The following is a 25,502-nucleotide window of genomic DNA, read 5'->3' on the forward strand; positions in this document are numbered from 1 at the left end:
ACTCGTGGAGCCTACATATTAGTACGAGAGGAAAAGTAACACTGTCAAATGCAGTGGGCGTGTGTGAACGGGGAGTGCGAAGAACCTGGAAAGTGGGCTTAGAAGTAGCCATCTTTAAAAGAGTGTGTAACAACTCACCAGCGGAGTCCCTCTAGTAACTGAGAACACGCAATGCTCCACCAACTTGCACGCAGATTAATAATTCCTAATTAATAAAGTGAGATTTTATCAGGTTTTCTAGGGTTGCATTGGTAGCCTTTTTTATTGGTAATATTTATGGTTAACATCCGTAAGCTGATCAATCAAATTGCTGATGCAGAAGCACAGTTGTCTGCTACCCAATTCCTTGCGCCTTGCGTTAAAGGTGGACGAGTTCGCACACGGGTAGCGGGGATGGTTTACACCTTCACACCCAAGCCTAGTAAATTTGAAGGTTGGGGCATTTTTCAGCCTGTGGATGCGAAGACTGCAACGGTTGTGGAAGAAGCAGATTTACCCCAGGTTGCAGAATACTTGCAACACTTTCCCCAAATTCGACTGCGGTTAGTACAGCAACTACGAGGACAAACTTGGTTAGCATACCCCATCAACGAAGCAGATATGCGTCAACGTTTGCAGGTAGTGAAACCGATCGCAGTGCATTTAGTAACCGAGGGTGTAGTTTTTGAGCAAATCATTGCTCGTTGGAATGGTCAGTCCTGCTGGTTTGAAGATGTTGATCGCCGTACCAATCCAGCAATTATAGAAACTTTGCAATCTGCGGTTAAGCAACTGATTCCGGTTGAAGAATTGCAATTCAAAGACATGACTCCAGAAATCCGCACCGTGTATGAATTAGCAACTAAGCAAATTGAAGGTTTCGATCAATCCAAACAGGATGAAAAGCGACTGAGAAAGGCATTGCAGATGGGGGGTGGTGAATTACAGCAGTTCCACGATCGCGGTGATTACTGGACAGTCGATTGGACAACCGTTGATGGTGTTCGCCACAGTAGCGCGATCGCTAAAACTGACTTGACTGTGATTAGTTCTGGTATTTGTCTGAGTGGATATGATCGCGACTTTGACTTGCAATCCTTAGTCGGTGTAATAGAACAACAGTAATAAGTAAAACGTAAAAAGATAAAAGTAAAAATAGAATTTTTAGAAATTTTGGTGATTCACAATTATTTTTCTTTACTTCTTTCTTTTGCCTTTTTAATTTTTACTTTTAACTTGGAGCAAAGCGACAATGAGTATCTTTTTTCACGAGCAGCTTTACCGCAGCAATGCTGTAATGGCAAAGCTAAAGAACTATCCTATAACAATTTGTGGGGTTGGAGCATTAGGCGCTAACATTGCTGAGAACTTGGCTCGGTCTGGTTTTGAGAAACTTGCCGTAATTGATCGCGATCGCATTGAGGAGCGTAATCTTTCTACCCAACCTTACTACCGCTCTGATGTGGGAGCCTTCAAAGCGAAAATTTTGGCAAACAATTTATATCGAGCCATTGGTACAAAAGTAGAGGCCAAGACAAAGGAATTAACACCAGAGAATACAACACAACTACTCCAAGATAGCCAGCTAATTGTCGATGTTTTTGACAATAGTGTGGCACGTCAGGCAGTGAAAGATTATGCTGATCAATTTAGCATTCCTTGTGTTCATGCTGGACTAGCAGTTGATTATGCAGAAGTAATTTGGAATGACGCTTATCGAGTGCCTTCCGAAGTTAATGATGATGTCTGTGATTATCCTCTGGCACGAAACTTAGTGATGTTAACTGTTGCTGTGACTTGTGAAGTAATAGTTTCATTCATTGCTACAGCACAACAACGGAACTTTACAATCACCCTCCAAGACCTAACTGTTCAATCTTTGTAATATCTATATTATTTTCCACCACTAAAATTTGCATATTTGGTGGTGGAATTAAACGTTTATTACCTTCAGGCGATCGCTACCACTGATTGATTAAATCTTATAGTTCAATATCATTAGTAGATCATGCAGCATCTGCCATGAAATACTATAGGAATCCGGTTTGATTTCTGAAACGATCTACGTAGTCAGGGAACAGGGAACAGGGAACAGGGAACAGGAAAGAAGGCTCTCTAAGGTATACTGAGTTTTTTCATTAATCAAATATGAGTCCTATACAACCAATTTTAATACTTTGTAAAAAAAATAAGAGCGATTGAATAATATATATTTAGTTTTATTTAAAATTCAATTTTTTCTTAAACTTTTGGGCATTTTAGTAAAAGAGCAAAAAATATTGTTTTGTCCAGGCTCGACTTACTACTCAGCAAACAGGTAAGGCTGAATTTAGTGATAAGTTCCTAGCCGCTATTTGTGTTCAAGCTACAGTTACATCTGTTAACTGTAGCTTGAACAGCATTGCATTTACAGATTATTGATATTTTTCAGATCGCATCCATACAGCAAGGCAAATATAAAGTAATTATGTTGAATTTATCTGGCTATACAATTCTTAACCAAATTTACGAAAGCACCAATTCTTCAGTTTATCGAGGACAGCGTAACCAAGATCATCAACCTGTTATTCTCAAATTTTTGAAACAAGACTATCCCACTCCCTCAGCACTAGTGAGATATAAGCAAGAATATGAAATTACCAAAAATTTAGATTTAGATGGCGTAATTAAAGTTTATGGCTTAGAAAAATATCAAAATAGCCTAGTCATGATCTTAGAAGATTTTGGTGGTGAGTCATTAAAATTTATAATTAACACCAGAAAACTGACATTAGCAGAATTTTTATTCTTAGCTATTGCCATTACTAAAGTTTTAGGGGAAATCCACCAAAAAAATATTATTCATAAAGATATTAACCCTGGAAATATTGTTATTAATTACAATACATCTCAAGTTAAAATCATAGACTTTGGCATTTCGACTATATTAACTCACGAAAATCCTACAATTAAAAACCCTAATGTTCTAGAAGGAACTCTCGCCTACATTTCACCAGAACAAACAGGGAGAATGAACCGAGCAATGGATTATCGCACTGATTTTTACTCCCTTGGTGTAACTTTCTATGAACTACTAACACAACAACTGCCCTGTAACTATGCTGATGCAATGGAATTAGTTCATTGCCACATTGCCAAACAAGCAGTTCCACCCCATGAAATTAATCCTGAAATACCAAAATCTCTTTCAGAGATTGTTATGAAACTGTTGGCTAAAACAGTAGAGCAAAGATATCAAACTACTTGGGGAATTATTGCTGATTTAGAAATATGTCTAGCACAATTACAAACACAAGGATATATTTCAGATTTTGTAATTGCAGAACAAGACATTTCTCACAAATTTCAAATTCCGCAAAAGCTCTATGGACGAGAAAAAGAAGTTTCTAACTTACTAGCTGCTTTTGAGCGCGTTAGTAGTGGCACAACAGAAATGATTTTAGTCTCAGGATATTCTGGCATTGGTAAATCAGCATTAGTTCAAGAAATTTATAAACCAATTACTAAAGCCAGAGGTTATTTCATTTCTGGTAAATTTGACCAATTTCAACGGAATATTCCTTATTCAGCCGTAGTTAAAGCTTTTCAATCATTAGTGAAACAACTATTAACTGAAAATCAAGAAAAACTAAATCAATGGCAAGCAAAAATATCTAATGCTCTTGGTGCTAATGGTCAGGTAATTATTGATGTGATTCCTGAAGTAGAACTCATCATTGGTAAACAACCTCCCGTACAAGAGCTAGGAGGTTCTGAAGCTCAAAATCGCTTTAATTTAGTTTTTCAAAACTTTATCCGTGTATTTTGTTCAATAGAGCATCCTCTAGTAATTTTTTTAGATGATTTACAGTGGGCTGATTTAGCTACTCTAAAGTTACTAGAAGTAATGATGAGGGATGAAGAAACACGCTATTTGTTTTTAATTGGAGCATATCGAGATAACGAAGTTGATTCTAGACATCCATTGATGATGAGTCTTGATTCATTACGTTCTCAAGGCACTATTATAAATGATATTGTTTTAGTTCCCTTAGCAATTGAACACGTTAACGAGCTAATTAGTGACACACTACATAGTGATGCTCTTACAATTCAGCCTTTAGCCGAATTAGTAGTACGTAAAACTTCCGGAAATCCTTTCTTTGTTAATCAATTTCTCAAAACTTTATATCAAGAAAATCTGTTAACTTTTCAACCTCCATCAACAAGCCGTAAAGCCGTATGGCAATGGAATACAGCCAATATTGAGGCAATGAAGATTACTGATAATGTTGTAGATTTGGTAATTAGAAAATTAAGAAATCTTCCTGAAGCAACACAGCAAGTTTTACAGTTAGCTGCTTGTGTAGGTAATACTTTTGATTTACACACACTTTCAATAATTAGTGAAAAATCAGCAGCGGCAGCTTTTCAAAATATTTTACCAGCAATTCAAGAAAGCTTGATTTTACCAATTTCTGACTTAGAAATTACCCCAGAAGAAGTAATTAATGCTCGGCTAGTAATTTTCACTTTTAAATTTTTACATGACCGTGTACAACAAGCAGCTTATGCCCTCATTGTAGAAGAACATAAAAAGCAAGTTCATTTAAAAATTGGTCAACTACTACTGAAAAATAGTAGCAAGGCTGAACTTGAAGAAAAAATCTTTGATATTATCAATCATCTAAATAGTGGTGTTGAATTAATTGATGATTTAAATCAAAAAGCACAATTAGCTGAGTTGAACTTAATGGCAGCTAAAAAAGCTAAAGATTCAATGGCTTATGCTGCCGCTAGAGAATATTTAATTGAGGCTACAGATAGTTTGTCTGGAGACACATGGACACAACACTATAGCTTAACTTTCAAAATCTACAAAGAACGAGCAGAAGTTGAGTATTTGAATGGTAATTTTGAGCAATCTGAAGCATTAATTAGATTAATATTATTACAAGCAAAATCAGCTATTGAAAAAGCAGAAGTTTATAATATGCTGATTGTACAGTATACCTTACTAACTAAATATGAAGAGGCAATTCAAGCTGGGCGAGATGCATTGGCATTATTAGGAATAGACTTACCGCAAAAAGTAGAAGATTTAGAGGCAATGCTTCCTGGGGAAATTGCCAAAGCCCAAGCATATTTAGCAGATAGAAAAATTGCTTCATTAATTGATGAAGAAAAAATGAAATCTCCCAAACAAAAAGTGGCACTAAAAGTATTAGGACATATGGGGCCACTAACGTTCTTTTCTCATCAAGCTTTATGGAAAATTACTGTTATTAAAGCAATTAACTTGTCTTTTGAATATGGTTTTGTGGCTGGAGGCTCCTATTGTTACTCTTGCTATGGCATTATGCTGAGTTGCATATTAGAAGATTCTCAATCTGGATATGAATTTGGACTGCTTTCTTTAAAACTGAGTGAATTGACCAATAATTTAGCGCAAAACTGTCAAGATAGTGTGATATTCGCCAACTATTTAAATTGTTGGATGAACCATATCAAAACAAGCGTTGATATTAATAATGAAGGTTATAAAATTGGGCTGCAATCTGGGAATTTGCAATGGACAGGATATAACCGAATGTTTCAAACCATTAGCCTTTTCTTTCAAGGGCTAAATTTGGAACTTCTTTTAGGAGAGATAGGTAATTTCATTTTATTTTGTGAAAAAACCCAAAACCAGTGGGCTGCTGATATTATTTTGGCTAATAAATTAGCTGTGTTGAATTTGATGGGAGTAATAGATGAATCAAGAGATTCCCAGCATCTAGAAATGTTTCATCAGCATAAGAGCATGGCGGCTATTTGTGAATACCATGTTCTGAAAGCCCAGGTTCTTTATAGTTACGAGCAGTATGATGAAGCAAAAAAATGGTCAATTTCGGCTGCGGAAATACTTGATTATTTGATGGGACATATTTCTAGTTCTCATCATTATTTTTATTACTCATTAATTCTCACAGCACTTTATCCTGCTGCTGCTGAGTCTGAACAAAAATACTATTGGGAAATATTGACAAATAATCAAAGAAAAATAAAACAATGGGCGGAACAATGTCCAGAAAACTTTTGGCATAAGTATTTGTTAGTAGAAGCAGAACTTGCCCGCATTTCCGGGAAAACTGCCGAAGCTATGGAGTTATATGACAAAGCGATCGCATCTGCTAGAGAGTATGATTTTATTCAAGATGAAGCTTTGGCTAATGAATTAGCAGCTAAATTTTGGTTAGCCAAAGGTAAAGGAGAGTTTGCTAAGTCTTATCTACTCAAAGCTCACTATAACTATCAGCTTTGGGGAGCTTTTGGTAAAGTAAAAGACTTAGAAGAAAAATATCCGAAGGTGCTGGTTAAAGAATTAGCAAAAACAACTGCCAAAACTAAGAATCTCCAAACAACAGCAGATTCTACTACTACTAGCACGGGAGCTACCCTAGATTTAGCCACAGCAATGAAAGCAGCACAAGCTATTTCTGGTGAAATAGTTTTGAGTAATTTACTTGCTAGATTAATGAAAATAGTGATTGAAAATGCTGGCGCTGAAAAAGGTTGTTTAATTTTAGAAAAACAAGGCAAATGGCTGATTGAAGCTGAAGGTGCAGTCAATAGTGATAATGTGACTGTACTACAATCAATTCCCGTAAGTTCAATAACAGCTTATCAGGAGAAATTAAAACTTTCCGATGCCATTATTAACTATGTAATTCACACTCAAGAAAATGTTGTTTTAAATAACGCTACTCAAGAAGGTCAGTTTATCTCTGATCCTTATATTGTAGCTACTCAGCCTAAATCTATTCTCTGCACACCTTTACTATATCAAGGGAAAATAACTGGGATTCTTTACTTAGAAAACAATCTAATTGAAGGCGCTTTTACCACAGATAGGCTAGAGCTTTTAAGATTATTATCTGCGCAAATTGCCATTGCAATTGAAAATGCTCAACTCTACAAAAACCTACAAAAATTCAATCAAAATTTAGAGCAATTAGTTAGCCAACGTACTCAAGAATTATCAGAGACACTACTTAATTTAAAAGCTACCCAAAGTAAGTTAGTAGAAGCTGAAAAAATGGCATCATTAGGAGGTTTGGTAGCTGGTGTTGCTCATGAAATTAATACCCCAGTCGGAATTGGTGTAACTGTTGCTTCAGCCTTAGTAGAACATACTTCAGATTTCTGTTCTAAATATCAGAGTGGTGCTATGAAACGCTCTGACTTAGAAAAGTTTTTTGATTTAACTACACAAAGTGGTAATACCCTGTTAATTAACTTAAATCGAGCAGCAGAATTAATCCAAAGTTTTAAACAAGTTGCAGTTGATCAATCTAGTGAGGTACAACGTGTATTTAACTTTAAAAATTATCTCAACGAGATTTTAATGCAATTAAACCCTAAATTAAAAACCAGCAAACATACAATTGAAATTTATGGAGAACAAGACATTACTTTAGACTCTTATCCAGGGGCATTGTCACAAATTGTAACTAATTTGCTTATGAATTCTTTAATTCATGCTTACGAACCACAAGATTCTGGCAAGCTTGTGTTTAACTTCCAGCAAATTGGTGAACACCTACAACTAGAATATGCTGATGATGGTAAAGGTATTGCTGCCGAAAATTTAAGTAAAATTTTTGAGCCTTTCTTTACTACTAAACGTAGTCAGGGAGGCAGTGGATTAGGATTAAATCTTGTTTATAACTTAGTTACCCAAAAACTCAAGGGTGAAATTGAATGCCAAAGTGAGGTGGGTAGAGGCGCAAAGTTCACTATTAAGCTTCCGCTACGATTAACTGCAAATTAATTCAATTACTACCATATTTTGATAGGAAAAGTTATGTTACCGAATACTTTAAACTTAGTTGAAGAACAGCAATCTGACATTAACGATGTACTCAATTTAGATGATGAGTTAGTGTTTGCTGCTGAAATAGATGAAGAATTACCAGCCGAAAGCTGGAAAGTTTTAATTGTAGATGATGAATCTGAAGTTCATACTGCTACTAATATTGCGCTGACAAATTTTATTTTTGAAAACAAAAATTTAGCTTTTATCAATGCTTACTCAGCTAGTCAAGCGAAACAAATCATTAAAGAAAATTCTGACATTGCCATAATTCTTTTAGATGTAATTATGGAAACAGATAATGCTGGGCTAGAATTTGTCAAATATGTTAGAGAAGTTTTAGGAAATCAATTGGTACGAATTATTTTACGTACTGGTCAACCCGGCAATGTACCAGAAAAGGAAATTATTTTTAACTACGATATTAATGACTATAAAACTAAAACTGAATTAACAACACAAAAATTATATACTACGATATTAACTGCCTTAAGAAGTTATTCTTTAAGTCAGAAATTGCAGTCAGAAATTGAACGCTGTCAACAAATAGAAACTGCACTACGCAACAGTGAGCAAAGAGAACGAGAAAAAGCGATCGCGCTAGAAAATTCTTTAAAGGCTTTGCAAAATACTCAATTGCAGTTAGTGCAAAGCGAAAAAATGTCTAGCTTAGGTCAGCTAGTTGCAGGTATAGCCCATGAAATTAATAACCCTGTCAATTTTCTTTATGGTAATCTCTTGCCTACGCAGGAATATATTCAACAATTAATTGAGTTACTAAAACTTTACGAAATACACTATCCAACTCCTATACCAGAAATTGAAAATCAGATTGAAGAGATAGACTTGCCTTTTGTAATTTCTGATTTACCCAAGCTAGTTTCTTCTATGCAATTAGGAGCGCAACGTATTCGCCAAATTGTGCTGTCGCTACGTAAGTTTTCTCATTTAGATGAAAGTGAAATGAAGCCTGTTGATATTCATGAAGGTATTGATAGCACTTTAATGATATTACATCATCGATTAAAAGCTAACTCTGAACATCCAGGTATTGAGGTAATTAAAGAATATGGTGAGTTGCCGTTAGTAAATTGTTATGCTGGTCAACTGAATCAAGTTTTTATGAATCTTTTAGCTAATGCTATTGATGCTTTAGAAGAGCGTGTATCTCAAGGTGGCGCAGGTTATCATCCACAAATTCGGATTCATACAGAAGTAATTGAAGGGTATAATTCCACTACCCAAGCTAGGATATCAATTGCTGATAATGGTTCGGGGATGACAGAGAATGTTCGCTCTAAAATTTTTCAATCTTTTTTTACTACCAAACCTATAGGTAAAGGCACAGGGATGGGATTATCGATTAGTCAGCAAATTGTTGCAGAAAAGCACTGCGGTCAATTACATTGTATTTCCTCGCCTCTCCAAGGAACAGAGTTTATTATGGATATTCCTGTTAGTTTTGATTGCAAGCAACAACGGGCTAAAAATAATAAATAACACTTATTACGCATAATTAAGTAGGCAATTTGATCAAGTATTTGATGATGTAAAAGATGATTTGATTTCAGCAACTGATTTATTAAAGTTCAAAATTTTCTCTAATCTTGAGATCCTCTAAACTAACTTCAATACTAAAGCACTTGCCTGCTTCACCTTTAAAAGGTTTTAGTTGTATATAGTTATCTTGGTTTCTTGATGAAACTTCCGAGAGTAGTGTCCCTGCTTCCGAAAGTAAACTTAGTTTGATATTAGATGGCAGAAATTTTTGTCTACCTGTTGGATGTAACTGAATTAAAACGCGTATTTTATTTTCAACCTCTTTAGTAATATTTACTAATAGAGCCAAGTTGAGGTTACCAAATTGCATTCCGAGGTCAAGTAATTTTCCGCGTCTAATCATTTTTTCTGTATTTCTCAGACTAAATGCCAAACTTGCATTTGGGTCTATTAATGCCTCAATTGTCTGCCAAGTTTCATCAAATATATGCTCTAACCACTGGCTCAATTTTGTGTTTTTTTTGGCAATATATTCTGATAGTTGTTGTTGAGTAACTTCAGTAGCTACAGGTAAGGGTATAGCTGCTGGCTCAGAGTATAAACAGTAGAACAACAAATGATTTGGTTCTGAATCAAATTTTGATAGAGATATCTGGTAAACAGTATCTTCTGTGGTTATCAGATTAGTAGCGTTGAGAGCATCTAGCAACTGATCATAACGCAGGAAACCTCGAATAATAATTTCTTCTTGTTCTTCTAATACTTCTATAATTAGATAAAAATGGGCTGTTAATTCTGATTGAGTAACTAGTTTTTGAGGTAAATTAACTATTTCATCCAGTAAGTGTTCTGTCGCTAATATACACAATTTGAAATCGCCTATTTTTAGGTGAGCAGTATTGCCAATGAAATTTTTGTGTACTGCTTGTGTTGACAAATGTTCTTTGACCCATTTTTCACAGCCAACTAAAGCTAGTGCATCCAAATAAGCTTGCCACTGTTGAGGTTCTTGGTAGACATGACTGCTAACAGTTTTAGCCCACTCAAAATCTTCTGTATCTAAAAAAATTGATTCGGGTAAAAATAGCCTTAAGTCATTATATCGAGTTGCCATATTGATCATTGGTTGTTCCTAATCATAGATTAATCTATTTTTATTGTTATGAAAAAGAAATAATTCCCGGCTCACATGAAAGTGATTTTTCTGCAAAAAAACTTTTGATTTTTTGAGCGTACACACTATCCATAGAACGACTTTTGCCGGCTCTAATTTCTTCGCCTGCTTCTTGGAATACTTCTTCATCAACAAAACTTTCTATTTGTTCTGCTAAGGCTTTGAGATAGTCAGGTTCAGGAGGCATTTGAGTTAAGCCTTTTTCGTGAGCCATGTTTAAGATGCAATCAAGTAATTTTTGTACTGTCTGAGTGCGTACCTTGTTTAAAAGCTCTCCTGGATTTAATACTCGTCTAGCTTGATCCCAACTTGTCATTTCTAAAACAGGTACAATTTCCTTCAAAGATTTACCTTGACAATAATATAGTTGTAGTCCAGGGATATATTTTGGTGCTAAAGTAGCGTACCTTCTGCTATTTGTTAACTTCTGGATGTTATTTTCAATTTCTTGTTTTATAGACTCAGTTAAAGCTAAACTGAGTTGCTCATACAAGAACTCTGTAATTTCTTGTTGTTCCACGTCTGTCTCATTTAAATAATCAGTGGGTAAATCTGCTCTAAGTGTGTAATTTCCTGTTTCTTGATCCTGAAATTCTAGAGGCTCTCTGTGACTCCAAATGTCATATTGTCTTAATTGCCTCGCTACTTGTTCAAGTTCTTTTTTTAATTTTTCACTAGTATTAATTATGATTCCTCGCTGTTGTAAACGGGTGAGCATTTCTTGCAGTTGACTGTTAGAAGGGTCTGGACAGCGTTTGGCTTGGACTTGTGTACGATCGCGTCTGTCTCGACGATATGTAGCATGAAAAACTTCAACTAAATGGCGATCGCGTACAGATAAACTTTCAATTTGTTTTGATCTAGCTCGATTCAATAATGCCCAATCACTCAACAGTTTAAAACCAAACTCTGATAAAAAATCCTTCAGTTCAGGATTTTGTTTGGTTTGCAAGTATGCCCAGTTATCTAGACTCATGCTAGATTGCACATTATGCTTAAATTTTCGCAAAACTTCAACTGTAAAAAATTTATAAGCTGTGGTTTGAACTGCGCCTGTTTCATCTACTACAAGTTGAGTATTGCGATCGCGATCCAAAATTACTAAAGTCTTACCATCATCATTCAGCACAAATGGCAGTAAATCGTGATAGCTAAAAGACTTTTCTCCACCAAAGAGATTGTCAATTTTTTGGCAGGCTTTCACAATTGAGTCAGACACATAACATCTTAAACAAAGTCCTGCTTCGGCACGACGTATCGTATCAATACCAGATTTTTCAGCATAAAAATCAGATAACAATGCTGCTTGGATGTCTGCATTTTGGGAATGCTCAATGCGTTTATGAAAAAAATCCTGTGCTTGTGGTACTACATATTGTTTATATCCAACTTTTTCGTCAGCCAAGTTAATGCGGAGAATTCTCCAGTATCTTGATGTTCCACCCATAGAACATACAATCCCCTGATAATTACTAACTTTTCTCTAGCTCTAGCAAATATATAGATGCCAGAATTTTGAACTTATGCTCTTTTTAACTTTAATACCAATTGTGCATAAGTTAATTCTCCTGACATCTATAAAAAATTGAACTGAAAAACTTGGGTTTCACTGTTAGATAGTGAAGCCAATATGGCACAAAAATTTTATGGTTCATCAACTATATTCTTCACCACCAATTAATCCCTTACAGCGTCTTCATGTATATAATAGCTTGATGATGAATGCCGAACGCTGGCAATTAGCACACGAGTACCATCGGCATCGGCAAAATGTTCACTATCAATCACTGAACGAACCTGGTATAGTCTGCGGTTTGGGTGTGCGAGTCATTGCGCCACCAGATGATGCACCTGCAAGATTTCGAGATCAGCGCTGGTTAGAAATTCAACCAGGAATTGCGATTGATGTAGAGGGTAACCCGATTATTGTTGACCCATCGATTGACCGCAAGTTTAGAATTGCCACCCCTGCTCCGACTACAGGAACTTTAACTGTATATTTAGTTGTTAGTTATGTAGAACCGCAAAATCCGGGAAAAAGACATACTTCTGACTTGATTAGGGAATGGTTTCGATTTGATGAAAAAACGACTCCACCCACAGAAAAAGAGGTGGAACTGTGTCGCATTCAGTTGCATCCGCAGACATTACAAATATTAAATCCTCAAGATGCTTTATTTCCGAGTATTGGTGAGTTAGATTTGCGCCATCGTACTCAAGCAAAAGCCAGACCCCTAGCGGTTGTAAGTATGGCTACCTTATTTAACACGAGCGATCGCACATACTACAATCTTTCTTATTTTAGAAAATCTGTCGAAACGCTGTATCCAGCTTTGCAGGTAGCTGCACCAATTGCACAGATAAGTTTGCAGTCAGAACCCACAGGATATGACTTAATCTACCTCACTGCTTGGCAAGCATTAAATTTAGAGCCGCAACAACTCGATATTTGCCAACAATATTTACAAACAGGTGGCGTAATTCTCATTGAAGTTCCTACAGATAGCACCATGCTGACAGGAGATATCAGAAACCAAATTGCCTATTACTTTGGTATTTCCTTGCAAGCTTGGTCAGAATTAAGCCGAACACATCCCTTAAGGACACAACCTTTTTTATTTGCCGCTTTACCTCGTATTAATGAACAATCTCTGCAAATATCAAATGCTGGCGGCGTTGTTTTAGTAGAAGGAGATTTATCAGCCGCCTGGGGATTAGATGATCATTTGAACCTTACACGCAACGATATTCGCACCGCACAAGAACTAGGCATTAATATTTTGAACTTTGCCCTGCAAAGAAGGCAAATGCAACAGTGGTTGCAATAGTTAGGTGAGTTCGACTGATGCCAAAAACCCCTCTCCAAACCTCTCCCCTGAAAGGAGAGAGGCTTTGAATTCCCAGTTTTTTTGTTGAAAAGAAAGAATATTTTTGCCCCTCTCCGCCTCGGAGAGGGGTTGGGGAGAGGTTCATCGAACTCACGTCACAGTTATATCAAGGAGTAAGAATTGTAGGTTGGGTGAAGCGCAGCACAACCCAACAAAATACCTAATATTACAGCAAACTATATATCAATTATTTTGTGATTTTAAATTATGGCAGGCAGTGTCAAAGCTCTAGTTTCTAAAAAAAATTTAGAATTCACACCCGATAGTCATTTAGCTTCTCTTGATGACATACATATCAAAGATGAAAATGAGTTTGATGTCATAGTTATCAACGAAAGTGATAAATTTGCGAGTTTTCAAGTTGAACTATCAACACCAGGACTAGATGATAACCATCAAATTAAATGGTATAAAGTTCAGCCAGAAATTTGTGCTAAAAAACCTCCAGGTAGTGAAACTAAATTTCATCTCGAAATTACGAAAGCTCCTATTCCAGCTTACGATACTACTATCGACATTATCTTAAAAGTAATTTCGGTAGAATATGAAAGCTTATATACAAGTCAAAAACTCAAGCTGAATTTGAAAAAGCCTTTGAGGCCTTTGCGAATTGAGTTACCAATAAAAGAATTTAAAGCTAATCCTGATGAACTAATAGAAATTCCTGTTATAGTCTATAACTTAAGTTCTAAACTTTTAGAAATCACCCTAACTTGCTTAGGCTTAGAATCAGAGTGGTTACAATTCGATGCTGATTGGATGAATCAAAAAAGTAACCGCACATTAACTATAGAACCAGGTGACGCTCAAAAAGCACGTTTTTTATGCCAAGCACCTAAAAATACTCTGAGTAAGAACTATTTATTTTCTATTGATGCTAAGTCAGATAGTGGTCAATATACTGCTCGTGAACAGGGAATTATCAAAGTTTTGCCTGAAGGGTTAGTCAAATTTAGCTGTGATGATAAAGAAAAACAAATTCCAGCAAAAGGAAGTAAAAAATCTCCGTTTGCCACTTACGAACTAACATTTGATAATTTGAGTAATTTATCTCAACATGTAAATATTACTGTTCCAGAAGTAGAGCAGAAAAAAATGGAATTTCACACAATTCCAGAAAATCTTAATCTAATTCCAGGTGAAACTAAAAACTTACAACTGCTAGTTAACAAGCAACGACCTTTATTAGGGCTAACCCAAAGATTTCTATTTGAAGTATCTGCTCATTTAACTTCTCCCAATTCTCAAGAACCTAGTACAGAAATATTTCCTGACCCCAATACTCAAGTTTTAACACTGAAGGTACGACCGATTATTCCTTTTTTATTACAAGTTCTTGGCGGAAGTTTATTACTCTTAGCATTATTGCTATATTGGCTATTACCCAGAGCCTATCATACAGGCAATGTAAATTCGGTGCGCTTTTTTGGTAATGGTAGCTTGGTGTTTAGTGGTTCTAGTGATGAAACCATTCGTCGCTGGCAAGTTGATGATAGTCCTTGGCAATTAGATTTTTTACGACTGCAACATAAACTGCCTTTGATTGCAGAAAAAAAACAAACTAAAAAGGCTGTACGAGTAATTCGTCAAAGCCCTAAAGATAATGATAGGCTGGCAGTTGGTCTTGAAAATGGCGAGGTAAAACTTTGGGATATTTCCACCAATACAGAGATAAAAAATCTGGCTACTAATAAAGCAGACCGCGTGTTTGATATTGTGTTTACTCAAAATAGTCGCTACTTATTTAGTGGTCATGGTAGCGGTCGTGTGAATAAGTGGGACTTAGAAAAAATTAAATCTGGTCAACCAGCCACTCCTCAAGATTATTTTAACAATAAAGCTACGATTTATTCCTTAGCTATTAATGAAAACCAATCTGGCATTCCTCTACTATTTATTGCTGGACGGTTTAACAAAATTACTGTTTGGGATTGGAATAATAAAAATAGCTACGAACTGAAATATACCTGGCTGGACTGGGAAAAAGGAAAAAAACCTGTATTTGGACAACAGCAATATATTACTAGTTTAGCCACAACACAGAATATATTAGCTAGTTCCGATAATGCTGGTTATCTTACATTATGGGATGTTAATAAGATACGTGAATGTTGGATTAATAATTGGTCAATTTTAGCAATTAACAAGAAAAAAAATCAATCAATTCTGCAAAAATCTCAAAATAAAAAACAGCAAAATCTAGCAACAAGATTTGTGCCTAATTCCTGCGACAACGCTATTATTGCTCAACACAGAGATAAGGATAATCCACAGCCGATTCGCTCAGTTGCATTAACTCAAGATGGACGTTATTTAGCCACTGCTGGAGATGATGGCAGAATCATTCTTTGGTCTTTATCACCAGATAAAAAACCCAATACATGGCTAAAAGACTGGAAAGTTGTAGCGCAATCTGATGCCAAAATCAATAGTGTTGATATTAAAGGTTTTAAAAACTATTTGCTTGTGACTAGCGGTGATGATCGCTACAAAGTCAATCTATATCGCGTTAATGAGATGAAATAAAATGAACGTAACAACTAATCCACTATTTATAGAAGATATTCCTGGGACTAGTAACGAAATTAAACGGGGTTCCACTGCTAAACGTATTATTATTGTAAAAAATCTTGGCGATCGCACAGCAGATGTCGATATTTGGATAGCCGCTACTGACAACAAATCTGAGTCAATACTGCGCTGGTGTACTTTTAGTGAGAAAAATCCTGTAAGTATCCAACCCAAAGAATCTAAACAAATTACCCTAAATTTTCAAGTACCTCAGCCAGCTATTCCTGACTTATATAATTATGAAGTTTTAGTAGAAGCAGCAGCCCAATATCCTGGGAAAATATTCCGTCGTCCGCAACAACTCCGGGTTTTACCTTCAAACCAAGATGCTGAATTTGGCAGTGAACCAGCCTATAGCATACAGCCATTTACCAATTCAGTAAACCCTCTATTATTAAAAGCAAAAGAAAAACTAGAAGTAAAAGTTACTGTTGAAAACCGTTCTAAAAGAGTAGACCGTTATTATCTAAATTGTGCAGAATTAGCTAGAGATTGGTATACAGTCCGCTATCCAGAAAGTGGGTTAAATCTTCCGGGTTTAGTTAAAGAAACCGATGGTTTAGAACTAAACCCAGGTAGTAAAGGAGAAATTACCTTAATTTTACATCCCCCGCAATATACACCCGCCGGAAATTATTTTCCAACTATCAACTTAGTATCCAGCAATACAGAAGATTTGGTAATGTTGGATGTGGTGTACTTGCAAATTCTGCCTGATGATCAATTAAATGTAGAATTGCATCCATTAGAACGCAAAATACCATCCGAAGCCGCAGAATTTGAACTAGAGTTAGCGAACCAAGGAAATATTTGGCGCGAACTAATTATTAATGTCAGAGACAGAGATAAGCTTTTTAATTATGATTTGCAACCTTCGCAAATAAATTTCTCACCAGGAGAAAAGCAAAAAATTATCTTGCAGGCGAAACCTAAAAAATGGTGGCGGAGACATTTTTGGGGAGAATGTTTAACATTTAAATTTGGTATTGAAATAGAAAACGCCCCATCTGCAACAGGGGAAGTATGGAATTGTGGAATACCTAAAACATTACCAGAAGGAACTATCATTTGGGAACCACGCCCTGCATGGATTTTATGGTTGTTAGCACTGGTAAGTTTAGGAGCGATCGCCACAATAGCAACCATCTTCTGGTTAAAATATATCGAAAGTCAAAAACCATCTCCGCAAATAATTAAAATTCAAACTCCAGCCAAAGAATACGAAGAAGGCGACAATCAAAATATTCCGCTTAATTGGCAAATTGCTAATTATGAACAAGTTCAAAAATTAACTCTGACTCGCCTACAAGGTAACGTCGAAATAGATAGGAAAAACTTTCTCTTACCCAAGAATATTTCTCAAAATTTTGCTATATATAGGGGAAGGTGTGATGTTGTTACCAATTCTAGCCCAGCAGATACACAAAAACAGAAACAAAATCAATTTTGGTTTTCTTTTCCTAATTTAATAGGCAGAACTACTAATACTAATTACGTTCCAGCTAAAAACCTTTTAAACTGCCAAGTTAGTATTCCCAATAATCAGCCAGCAGGCAATTACACCTTTAAATTAGAAGCCTTTTCTGCTCAAAATACCCAACAATCTGTATCAAACCAAATTACAGATAGTATTACCATCAAACCGCCTATCTTACCAGAAATTGTTGATTTTACATCTGCTTATCCTGCTTATCAAGAAATAAATTTCTTATCATCTCAGCCTGTGAATACGGCTGCGCAAACTAACAATCAACCTAAATTAGCAAATGGGTTAGTAAAAAGTCCCATACTACTCAACTGGAAAATTAATCATTCTGACCGCATCAAAGAATTAAAACTAGTAGGTTTGATGGATGATGGTACAATTGGCATCCCTGAAAAAGTTTACTCACTAAATAATAAGAGATTGCCAAGAGAACTCGAAAGGTACTGTATGCTAACAAAGAAAAATATTCTTTGTCAAAACGTCCCTACCGATGCTAAACAACCAGGGAATTACTCTTTCAAACTTACCGCAATACCCACAATAAAAAAAGAAATACCAGAAATTTCTAAACCCACAGCTAAAATCAAAATTTTACCTATACCACCCACACCAGCAACACCCGTCAATATTCTTGCCTTCACAGTGAATGGTCAAGATGTCACCACAAAACCCAAGTTTATTTGTGAACTCAGCGAAAACAAAATACCAAACGAAATTTCTCTAGCTTGGCAAGTACAAGATGGGGAAGATATTAAAGTAGAATTGCTGCCTTTTGGCGATGTCAATAAACCAAAAGGTTCTCTACCTTTGGCTGTTAATCTATTACCTAATAGCCAAATGGTAACGCTAAAAATAACGAATAAAGCTGGTGAACAAAAAACTCGCTCAGTAGTGATTGAAACTGTAGAAGGGCCTTTAACTAGTCTTTCTAAATTGCCATCTTGTGTAAATACTTCTCAACAAACAATACCAGCAAAAACTTCGCCATCCTCTAAACCAACACCAACTGCCTCACCAATACCTTCTGCAAAGCCTTCGCCGACACTAACACCAACTGCCTCACCTTCACCGACACCCACTCCTTCATCTAATCCCGCACCTACATCAAATCCATCACCATCAATTGATCCCCAAAGCTAATACCAAATTGAAAATTGATTGTGACAGATGAATTGCTGAAAAGCTGACCAGTAAACCCTTCTACAATCCAAAATCCAAAATCTAAAATCCAAAATGGTATGAAATGCCACCGCAACCATGAACACAGCAGCAAATAACAACTGGCAAGCTAAAAATCATGCTTATCTAACAGCAGCTTTAGCCAAACTCCGGGAAGCTTTGGTGCAGCGTATCGATCCGAGTTTGCTTGGGGAGGATGTTATTTCCAGAAACACTCCAAACCCAGAAATTGCGATAGAAAATTTCGCTGAAGCTTCTCAACCAACTGCTTTAGAAGAAATCTGCATGATTTTTGGTTTGAGTGATTTTGAGCGAGATTTACTTTTGTTGTGTGCTGGTGTAGAACTGGATGCTAGTTTTCCTGTGCTTTGCGGTGCAGCTTGTGGGGATGCAGAACGTTCATATCCAACTTTTGGGTTAGCGGTAACGATATTAGACGCTATACATTGGAGTGCTTTCAGTCCTACTGGAGTGCTGCGGCGATGGCGATTAATTGAGGTAGAAACTGGAAATGGACTAATGAATAGTCCGCTGCGGATTGATGAGCGAATACTACATTATTTAATGGGTGTACAGCACCTCGATGCGCGTTTGTTAGGAATGGTAGAACCTGTTGCAGTTATGGAGGAGTTAGTACCATCTCACCAGGAATTAGTAGACAAGATGGTGGCTGCTTGGACGGTAAACATTAACGATTTACTAAAGTTACCTGTATTGCAACTATGTGGAACCGAGGTAGCTAGTAAACGTCCGATCGCAGCTTTAGCTTGTGAATTTTTAGGTCAAAACTTATACAGTATAGCTGCCCACAGTATCCCCACTACAACTAGTGATTTGCACCAGTTTAAACTGCTGTGGGAACGGGAAGTAGCATTAGGTAGCAGTGTTTTATTAATAGATTGCGACGATTTAGAAACAGCAGATACAGCTAGAGAAGCTGCGATCGCCTATTTGTGTGAATGGCTGCGTTCTCCAGTAATTTTAACTACCAGTGATAGAAAGCGATCGCGGCTGCGTCCCATGCTGGCTTTTGACATTGGCCGCCCCACACCCAGCGAACAATACCAAGTTTGGCAAGCTGCTTTAGGAACAACTGCTCAATCTGTAAATCATCAAGTAGATGCTTTAGTGTCGCAATTTAATCTCAGTGCGCCAGTAATTCAGGCTGCTTGCAATCAAGTTCGTAGTGAGTGGCAGCAAGCACAGGAGTCAAAAACTACACAAGATTTTCAAATTCTCCTCTGGGATACTTGTCGCGCCCAAGCCCGCCCTAAATTAGACGATTTAGCACAACGAATCGAATCTAACGCTGACTGGGATGATTTAGTCTTGCCAGAAGCACAAATGAAAATCCTCAAAGATTTAGCAGCCCATGTGCAACAACGCACAAAGGTTTACCAATATTGGGGTTTCGGTGGCAAAAGCGGCAGAGGACTAGGAATTAGTTCTCTGTTTGCTGGCGTTAGCGGTACAGGTAAAACCACAGCCGCAGAAGTACTAGCACGAGAATTGCGGCTAGATTTATACCGCATTGATTTAAGTGCAGTGGTAAGTAAATATATTGGGGAGACAGAGAAAAATTTACGTCGAGTTTTTGATGCGGCGGAATTAGGCGGAGTTGTCTTACTCTTTGATGAAGCAGACGCACTGTTTGGGAAACGCACCGAAGTCAAAGACTCCCACGACCGCCACGCCAACGTCGAAGTTAGTTATCTATTGCAACGCATGGAAACTTATCGGGGGTTGTCGGTGTTAACAACTAACCTCAAAGACTCCTTAGATCAAGCATTTCTCCGCCGCATCCGATTTATTGTCCAGTTCCCCTTCCCAGATGCAGCCACACGCACAGACATTTGGCGCAGAGTTTTCCCCAAAGCCACACCCACAGAAGGTTTAGATTTTCAGAGATTGGCACAATTAAACGTGGCGGGAGGAAATATTCGTAATATTGCTTTGAATGCAGCGTTTTTAGCGGCTGACGCTGGGGAAGTATTGACAATGAAACATATTTTAGAAGCAACCAAGAGTGAGTACATCAAATTAGAGCGTACTTTAACAGATGCCGAGATTAGAGGCTGGGTTTAATCGCATCTGCATAAGTCAAATTTGCTGTCACCTATATAGATTATTGCGAGTGAGGTATATCTATGCAGAGCCGACAAGCTAAAAAACCGACAAATGCGCCAGAACAGGGGATGTTTCAGGAGCGATCGCTTGCTGTACAGCCAAAAAAAGCTAAAAAGTCACAGCAGCCAGACTTGAAAACATCTTTAATGCAGGCAGAACAATACGGTCATCACCTCAACCAGATGCAACCCACAGGTTTTCAAGCCCCTCAAGCAGTACAGCTAATGCCAAGAAACTACACTACTAACCCACAAGAGCCTTTTAGAATGCAGGGAGATCATGTCTTTAATGACTTTATAGGAGACATAGAGAAAAAGAACAAATTAAATATTCCTCTGCCTTGGCATTCAGGATTAGGAATAGAACAAAATTACAGAAACCAGAAGGTAGACTATAGCAGTGATGGATTAAATAATGCAGACCAATATGGAAATGCAAAGCAAAATGCTAGTAGTGCAATTGATAATGTATTAGAGCAGCAAATTAAACCAGGCTCTTACAGAAACCCTCACTATCAAGAAGCTAACCAAGCATTGAAAACGATGCTCGATCAAGCAGTAGATACAAGCGCTTATAACCAAATTACACGCCCAGGCGGTAATAGAATGCAAAAAAATATAGTAGAGAACACAGATAAATATCGACAATCGCTGATAGGAATGACTGACCGGATGCTAGATCAGCGCATACTCACGGAACAGTATTACAGAGACAAGAGATAGAATAAGCAAATATAATATAGCACTTGTTGCTGTTAGCAAATGCTAACGAAACAGTAATGATGAACAGAAAAAGGCATAGGGTACAAGGAATCACAGACCTACTCATTTCATTTATTTAAATAATGAGTGCGATCACTAATAATTTGGATAAAACAACAGCAAGACCCAACAAATATTTTTGTGAAAACATCATAACTATATAAATTAATATGAGTGGGGATATATATGCAGAGCCGACAAGCTAAAAAACCGACAATTACGCCAGAGCAAGGAATGTTTCAGGAGCGCTCATCGCTTGCGATGCAGCCGAAAAAATCAGAAAAATCACAGCAGCTAGACTTGAAGACATCTTTGATACAAGCAGAACGTTACGGTCATCATTTAAATCAGATGCAAACCTCAAATGTTTCAAATTCTCAAGCAGTACAGCCTAAAAAAACAGGTGTAAGTAACAACATTGAAGTTATTCAGATGGCAAAGAGAAAAAGAATTGGAGCTGGAACTGGAGGCTCTGCACCAAAAAAACGCCGTAAAGAAAACAGTACATTAATACCAAATAGTCCTAAAGTTTTAGTACAAGAAAATTTTAATCTGACACAAGAACAAAGCAGCTATAACAATAAGTCAAGACCGTCTATGCCAGACTCAGTAACTACTCGAATCTTGGAACAGAGACAGGTTGATGGTATGGAAGCAAGTGCTGTAAAGATGAAGCAATTGGAGGATAATATACAGCAACCAAATGAACTTAGGAAGGGACTAAAACAACTAGGAATGAGTCGGAATCATATTCTTGCCGACAGTAACATTAAAGCTGGGATGCTGATTGCTAACAAAAATTATTTGGATGCAACAAGCGCTGGCAACAGTCAAAAAGCTAATCAGATTAATCAAGGTACACATAAATTTATTGATCAAATTACAAACAAAGACATAGAAGCCGCAACAAAAGCTAAAAATAGTTGGAATGACTCACTTGGACAAGGTGATAACAAAGCAAGATATAGCTACTTAGACAAATCCCAAAAAATAGTATCAACAACACCAGGAAATCTAAGAATAGGTGATAGTTCTATTAATAGCAGGATACAGCAAGGATTTGATCCAGTTGTGAAGGGAGGAAGATACGATGCGCGTACTATGGAAGTTTTCCATAGCTGGCATAAGTTTGGGCGTGAAGCAGGTATACCTCACAATATACGTTTCAATGCCACGATGCCTACAATTGATAAAACAAATAACACTGAACTAACCTCAAATGTCAGTTCTGGTGAGCAAGGTTTACGTCGTGTATCAGATGACATAGGTCTGAATAAATTCTATCCAAGAAAAAATTTATTTTTTAATGAAATATAGGTTTGGATATTACTCAATTGCAGCAGTAATATCACATTTATCTTTAATCAATCTCAAACTTAATCATCATGTGGTGTGGCAACAATCACAAGAATTGCCAATTCTCAATTAGAGCCAGAGAATCTCCATTTCTGATGCTCTTTTTACCTTAAAACAGCAGTAAAAATCTTCTGTTTTATTGAGAAAAATAACAGTAACTACCTTTGTTTAAAGGAGTAAGTTATCAAATGCAACAGCAAATTCAAAAAAAAGCGATCGCAAATATGCCTCCTGTGCAATCATCGCACAGTGGGTTTGAAAGTCGCGAGTTCACAGTACAGAAAAAGTCAGACAAAGCATCTCCTGATTTGAAAACTCAACTCAATCGGGCAACACGTTTTGGTCACAGCATGAACCAGATGGCAACAATGCAAACCAAAACAGCAACAGATACTATTCAACGGCACGCAGAAGAACCTGAGCAAATGAAGTCAGATGCTCAATCTTCCATGCAACTTCAGGCTGCATCCCCTAGTTCTAGTAATTCCATCCCTGGCGCAGTCAGGGCCAAAATGGAAAAGTCATTCGGCACTAGTTTTGGCGATGTCAACATCCACACTAACAGCGTCCAAGCTAAGTCAATTGGAGCCTTAGCTTACACCCAAGGCAACAATATTCACTTTGCCCCTGGACAATACAACCCAGAAAGCCCTTCCGGACAGTCATTGCTAGGACACGAACTCACTCATGTAGTGCAGCAACGAGCCGGACGAGTACCTGTACCCACCCAAAGTAAGGGCGCTCCTATCAATGCTGACTCTGCTCTAGAAGCAGAAGCAGATCAAATGGGAGCAAAGGCCGCCAGAGGTGAAGTCGCGCAAGTACCTGGTGCAACTGGTAACACAACTGCAAGTAGTTCGTCACCAATCCAAAATAGTACCCAACCTGTTCAATGCTTTCTACCGCTATTATTAGGTGGTCTAATTAGTGGCATCGGTGGCGCAATGGGTGATGGTCTCTTTAGATCAATTACTGGTGGTGGTGGACATGGTGGCGGTGGAGGTATGATGCCTCCCATGATGGATCAAGGAGATGGCTATTATTAAATAGCTAACGCTTAGTAATACTAAAGACAGCGTAAATTTATACGCTGTCTTCCAATTATCAAAAGTTAATAAAATTTGATGAATTATCCTAATTATCCAATTACTAACATCGGGCTAACATACTGCTCAAATGTGTTGCTCTCTGGATTTGTATCTACCTCTAACGGGCTTTCTGCACCATCGATTTGGACTCTGACTAAATACTCTCCCCGCTTAACTTCATAGATGGGAAATGTAATTAAATTCGTGTCTTCACTGCGAGATTTAGCAGCAAAAATATAAGCAGCAGGAGTAGATGCTCGTTCATTCAAAAACAATACTACGCGCTGTCCGATACCCACAGTTAAATCTACTTCTAGTCTTAATTGTGCTGTATAAAATCCATCTCTATTATCTGCTATTTCTTGAATTTCTATATCTAGAATTGTTGGACACAATACGAATGGCACAACATTAGAACCAATGGCTAGTTCTGGTTCAAATCGCATTCTTTTGGGAATGGTATGTAATACTTGCAAACTTTGTACGCCAGACCGCAACCAACGAGTTTGTTCTGCTTGTAATGAGGATAACTCTACCTTGATTTCATTACTACTAATTCGATGTGGAGTTAGTTTGGCATCACCAATTTTAACTTGAATGCGATCGCGCGTTACTTGTGCTACAGATTCACGCAATGTTTGGCGAGAAGATTCTCGTAATGACTGGGAAGGAGTATCACCATCTAAATGCTGACCGCGAATAACAATATTACTAGTAGTTAAAATCGGCTGATTTGCTCCGGTTTCTGATACTACTTGTGATATTTGTGGTTGATTAGGTGTAGTGTAAAATTCTACACGTCTTACCAGTAAAGGTCTACCACTAGTTTTATTACCTTCAATTAATACTGCGCCACCTTGGAAGGCAAAAGATAATATATAAGGAGTTTGGAAAAATACAGACCAAATTTTTGACAGTTCTTCTATATCCATCATGCTGGGAATAATCGTTACTCTTTCTATTTGCTGTTCTAGAGTAGAATCTGCCAAATAGCTATAAGTAGGGTTATTCACAGTCTCTCGAATCATCTCTGGTGTGATGATGGGGTAGTCAACAATAGTACGCACAGCGCTACCCAGCAAGCGTTGAGGTTCTAACTCTACTTCGTTACCGTAAAAACTCATCAAATAATAAAGGTCTAACCCAGCTTGGGCGTGTTTAATTAATTCTCCTTTGGGGCGACGGCTGCGTAAATCATAATTTCGCCAAGCTGGATTAGGCGTAGCTTGATACATAAAAATGTTAACCCCTACTTCTGGTGTTTTACTTCCAGAACTGTCTGGTTTAACTGTAGTGACTCTCGCTCCCGGTACATCTATTTGAATAGCCGCTTGAACGATTCTGCGTAAAGTTGCAGTTACAGTGGCGATCGCCAGATAATTGCTCATAATGCTTTATGTTTATTACCTATAAATTAATTACGCATATTGAGGTGGTAGATTCCTCATCAAAAATACAGATAATATCTTTTAGTCCTTAAATAGATTTTTACTAATTGAACTTATGCAGTAAAAAATCTGATTCAACTTGCATTAGAGATTAATTCAGCATTTTATATT

At 37.2% G+C, this 25,502-nt stretch carries 14 protein-coding genes; 11 read left to right on the top strand and 3 right to left on the bottom strand.

Annotated elements, in window-relative coordinates:
* The first annotated feature begins 276 nt into the window (after nucleotides 1–276).
* The 4 genes from ACMX3D_RS03110 (at nucleotide 277) to ACMX3D_RS03125 (ending at nucleotide 9,313) form a co-directional block, all read left to right on the top strand.
* Nucleotides 277–1,104 carry a hypothetical protein gene (locus ACMX3D_RS03110; protein ID WP_482750024.1) on the top strand — a complete coding sequence of 276 codons (828 nt, stop codon included), beginning with the start codon at nucleotides 277–279 and terminating at the stop codon, nucleotides 1,102–1,104.
* Nucleotides 1,105–1,231: 127 nt separating this feature from the next.
* A complete protein-coding gene (locus tag ACMX3D_RS03115) occupies nucleotides 1,232–1,864 on the top strand; it encodes a ThiF family adenylyltransferase (protein WP_482750025.1) in 633 nt (210 codons plus the stop codon).
* Nucleotides 1,865–2,446: 582 nt separating this feature from the next.
* Nucleotides 2,447–7,771, top strand: a complete 5,325-nt coding sequence (locus ACMX3D_RS03120; RefSeq protein ID WP_482750026.1) for a trifunctional serine/threonine-protein kinase/ATP-binding protein/sensor histidine kinase — start codon at nucleotides 2,447–2,449, stop codon at nucleotides 7,769–7,771.
* 33 nt (nucleotides 7,772–7,804) lie between these two features.
* On the top strand, nucleotides 7,805–9,313 hold the full coding sequence (locus ACMX3D_RS03125; protein WP_482750027.1) for an ATP-binding protein: 1,509 nt from the start codon (nucleotides 7,805–7,807) through the stop codon (nucleotides 9,311–9,313).
* An 82-nt stretch (nucleotides 9,314–9,395) separates the two neighbouring features.
* Here the strand turns inward: ACMX3D_RS03125 and ACMX3D_RS03130 are convergent, their stop codons facing one another.
* Together ACMX3D_RS03130 and ACMX3D_RS03135 are read right to left on the bottom strand one after the other, a co-directional pair.
* Nucleotides 9,396–10,436, bottom strand: coding sequence for a DUF1822 family protein (locus ACMX3D_RS03130; protein WP_482750028.1), 1,041 nt, complete (start codon nucleotides 10,434–10,436; stop codon nucleotides 9,396–9,398).
* Between the two features lie 37 nt (nucleotides 10,437–10,473).
* Entirely contained in the window at nucleotides 10,474–11,934 is a 1,461-nt protein-coding gene (locus ACMX3D_RS03135; protein ID WP_482750029.1) for a hypothetical protein, read from the bottom strand.
* 199 nt (nucleotides 11,935–12,133) lie between these two features.
* On the opposite strand from ACMX3D_RS03135, the gene ACMX3D_RS03140 reads away from it, so the two are divergent.
* The 7 genes from ACMX3D_RS03140 to ACMX3D_RS03170 all read left to right on the top strand — a co-directional run bounded on the left by ACMX3D_RS03140 (nucleotide 12,134) and on the right by ACMX3D_RS03170 (nucleotide 23,901).
* Nucleotides 12,134–13,315 carry a DUF4159 domain-containing protein gene (locus ACMX3D_RS03140; RefSeq protein WP_482750030.1) on the top strand — a complete coding sequence of 394 codons (1,182 nt, stop codon included), beginning with the start codon at nucleotides 12,134–12,136 and terminating at the stop codon, nucleotides 13,313–13,315.
* A gap of 267 nt (nucleotides 13,316–13,582) precedes the next feature.
* Nucleotides 13,583–15,901, top strand: a complete 2,319-nt coding sequence (locus ACMX3D_RS03145; protein ID WP_482750031.1) for a hypothetical protein — start codon at nucleotides 13,583–13,585, stop codon at nucleotides 15,899–15,901.
* A gap of 1 nt (nucleotide 15,902) precedes the next feature.
* Nucleotides 15,903–18,572, top strand: a complete 2,670-nt coding sequence (locus ACMX3D_RS03150; RefSeq protein WP_482750032.1) for a COG1470 family protein — start codon at nucleotides 15,903–15,905, stop codon at nucleotides 18,570–18,572.
* A 117-nt stretch (nucleotides 18,573–18,689) separates the two neighbouring features.
* Nucleotides 18,690–20,696 (top strand): ATP-binding protein, encoded by a 2,007-nt coding sequence (locus ACMX3D_RS03155; protein WP_482750033.1) that lies wholly within the window; start codon nucleotides 18,690–18,692, stop codon nucleotides 20,694–20,696.
* 62 nt (nucleotides 20,697–20,758) lie between these two features.
* Complete coding sequence (locus ACMX3D_RS03160) at nucleotides 20,759–21,460, top strand: hypothetical protein (protein ID WP_482750034.1); 702 nt, start codon at nucleotides 20,759–20,761, stop codon at nucleotides 21,458–21,460.
* Nucleotides 21,461–21,685: 225 nt separating this feature from the next.
* Entirely contained in the window at nucleotides 21,686–22,816 is a 1,131-nt protein-coding gene (locus ACMX3D_RS03165; protein WP_482750035.1) for a hypothetical protein, read from the top strand.
* Nucleotides 22,817–23,043: 227 nt separating this feature from the next.
* Nucleotides 23,044–23,901, top strand: a complete 858-nt coding sequence (locus tag ACMX3D_RS03170; protein ID WP_482750036.1) for an eCIS core domain-containing protein — start codon at nucleotides 23,044–23,046, stop codon at nucleotides 23,899–23,901.
* 92 nt (nucleotides 23,902–23,993) lie between these two features.
* Here the strand turns inward: ACMX3D_RS03170 and ACMX3D_RS03175 are convergent, their stop codons facing one another.
* Nucleotides 23,994–25,331 carry a Pvc16 family protein gene (locus ACMX3D_RS03175; protein ID WP_482750037.1) on the bottom strand — a complete coding sequence of 446 codons (1,338 nt, stop codon included), beginning with the start codon at nucleotides 25,329–25,331 and terminating at the stop codon, nucleotides 23,994–23,996.
* Nucleotides 25,332–25,502: the final 171 nt, after the last annotated feature.

This window comes from Anabaena sp. TISTR 8404 (assembly GCF_056847745.1).

Coding starts and splice junctions, on each gene's coding strand:
- ACMX3D_RS03140 (WP_482750030.1), top strand. CDS start 12,134: ATGGTTCATCAACTATATTCTTCACCACCAATTAATCCCTTACAGCGT.
- ACMX3D_RS03170 (WP_482750036.1), top strand. CDS start 23,044: ATGCAACAGCAAATTCAAAAAAAAGCGATCGCAAATATGCCTCCTGTG.
- ACMX3D_RS03165 (WP_482750035.1), top strand. CDS start 21,686: ATGCAGAGCCGACAAGCTAAAAAACCGACAATTACGCCAGAGCAAGGA.
- ACMX3D_RS03135 (WP_482750029.1), bottom strand. CDS start 11,934: ATGGGTGGAACATCAAGATACTGGAGAATTCTCCGCATTAACTTGGCT.
- ACMX3D_RS03115 (WP_482750025.1), top strand. CDS start 1,232: ATGAGTATCTTTTTTCACGAGCAGCTTTACCGCAGCAATGCTGTAATG.
- ACMX3D_RS03145 (WP_482750031.1), top strand. CDS start 13,583: ATGGCAGGCAGTGTCAAAGCTCTAGTTTCTAAAAAAAATTTAGAATTC.
- ACMX3D_RS03155 (WP_482750033.1), top strand. CDS start 18,690: ATGAACACAGCAGCAAATAACAACTGGCAAGCTAAAAATCATGCTTAT.
- ACMX3D_RS03130 (WP_482750028.1), bottom strand. CDS start 10,436: ATGATCAATATGGCAACTCGATATAATGACTTAAGGCTATTTTTACCC.
- ACMX3D_RS03175 (WP_482750037.1), bottom strand. CDS start 25,331: ATGAGCAATTATCTGGCGATCGCCACTGTAACTGCAACTTTACGCAGA.
- ACMX3D_RS03110 (WP_482750024.1), top strand. CDS start 277: ATGGTTAACATCCGTAAGCTGATCAATCAAATTGCTGATGCAGAAGCA.
- ACMX3D_RS03120 (WP_482750026.1), top strand. CDS start 2,447: ATGTTGAATTTATCTGGCTATACAATTCTTAACCAAATTTACGAAAGC.
- ACMX3D_RS03150 (WP_482750032.1), top strand. CDS start 15,903: ATGAACGTAACAACTAATCCACTATTTATAGAAGATATTCCTGGGACT.
- ACMX3D_RS03160 (WP_482750034.1), top strand. CDS start 20,759: ATGCAGAGCCGACAAGCTAAAAAACCGACAAATGCGCCAGAACAGGGG.
- ACMX3D_RS03125 (WP_482750027.1), top strand. CDS start 7,805: ATGTTACCGAATACTTTAAACTTAGTTGAAGAACAGCAATCTGACATT.